Source organism: Erysipelatoclostridium sp. AM42-17, assembly GCF_003480255.1.
Classification (GTDB): Bacteria; Bacillota_I; Bacilli_A; order Erysipelotrichales; family Coprobacillaceae; genus Faecalibacillus.
On sequence record NZ_QUIN01000046.1, the window covers coordinates 1 to 1,547 of the forward strand.

Consider the following 1,547-nt stretch of genomic DNA (forward strand, 5'->3'; position numbering starts at 1 on the left):
ATTCCTCCCTTTTCATCTATTCTTGAATCATAAGGAGGACTTTCACTATGGAAAGCATTAATAACGACTATATTCTTAAACTATTTAACCTGGACAATAGAAAAATCAGCTCTATTGAAGTCCATCATCAGTTTGATGGCGTACATGTTCATGTGCTTTTGGCTGTCGAACCCTACAGGTGCCCTGTGTGTGGTACTGAAACATCAAAAACTCATTCATATACACACAAGAAGATTACGCATTCAATTCTTAGCGGGATACCTTGCTTCATCAATTATAAGGCCAGACGATATATCTGCCCCGAATGCTCAAAGACATTCTATGAGCACAATCCATTTACCACTGAAGGCATGAAGATTTCACTAACGACCGTATATAATGTCCTTAATGATCTAAAAAAGCCTAATGAAACATTTACTGCAGTCGCTCATAGATATCATATATCTCCAACTGCAGCCGCCTATATATTTGACAGACACGTCAATATATCAAGAAGAAAACTTCCTGAATGTATATGTATAGATGAAGTCTATGCATTTTCATCATCAAAAGGTGATTACGTATGCGTTCTTCTTGATTTTAATTCTCAGAATGTCATCGACCTGCTTCCTTCAAGAAGAAAGTATGATCTAATGAATTATCTTTCTCTTATTCCTCGTGAAGAAAGACTTAATGTTAAAGTCGTCTCTACTGACATGTGGGAAACATATAGAATAGTAACGAAACTCATGTTTCCTAATGCAGTCAATTCATTAGATAAATTCCACCTTGTCCAGGAATTCAACAGAAGACTTGAAAGAATCAGAATCGATGCAATGAACAGAGTCAAGCCTAATCCGAATTTCAAAGAAATAAACCACTCCTCCTGTGAAGTTACGAAGCACAGAGAAATGCAGAAGCAGTACTATGTATTGAAGAAATTCAACTGGCTTCTTCTCAAGAATGACGATAAGATATCTGATCCAGACATGGAGAAGAAATACAATCGTGTTCTTGAAGGATATTACAATTACTATGACCTTGTCGAGTATATGATCAAAACAGACAGTCAGCTCGAGGAGGCCCTATATCTTAAGGATGAACTTAAAAGATTCTTTGATAAATCCGATACAGATACCGCAAAGGACAATCTTAATGAACTTATTAGAGAATTCAAATCGAGCAGTATTCCAATCATGAATGAATTTGGGAATACAATGGTGAGATGGAAAAATGAGATTATAAACTCATTTATAAAAGTCAATCCTGAGAAGACAAAACGAGTTAATAATGGAATCATTGAAAACAGAAATAAAACCATCAAGAATATAAAGCATAATTCTAATGGCTATAGAAACTGGGAACGATTTAGAAATAGGGTTATGTATGTGTTAAATGATGACGCAACATATTATATGTATCCAAAAAAGAAGGACTAGATTTGCATCTAGTCCCTAATTGGTATTATAAACACCTTGTGATTAAGTTTTAAATTGTATGTGGTCATCTGAACCACAAATTGTCTTATTGGCCGAAACAATCTCAACCACAAGTTATTTTAAATTACC

General features: G+C 34.8%; 1 protein-coding gene. It reads left to right on the top strand.

Going from position 1 to position 1,547, the window contains the following annotated elements; genetic code table 11:
• Positions 1-47: 47 nt before the first annotated feature.
• Positions 48-1,418: an ISL3 family transposase gene (locus DW911_RS10830; protein ID WP_191492211.1), complete on the top strand. Its 1,371-nt coding sequence runs from the start codon at positions 48-50 to the stop codon at positions 1,416-1,418.
• Positions 1,419-1,547 lie beyond the last annotated feature (129 nt).

Excerpts from the sequence above, each read along its gene's own strand:
- DW911_RS10830 (WP_191492211.1), top strand. The coding sequence starts at position 48 with ATGGAAAGCATTAATAACGACTATATTCTTAAACTATTTAACCTGGAC.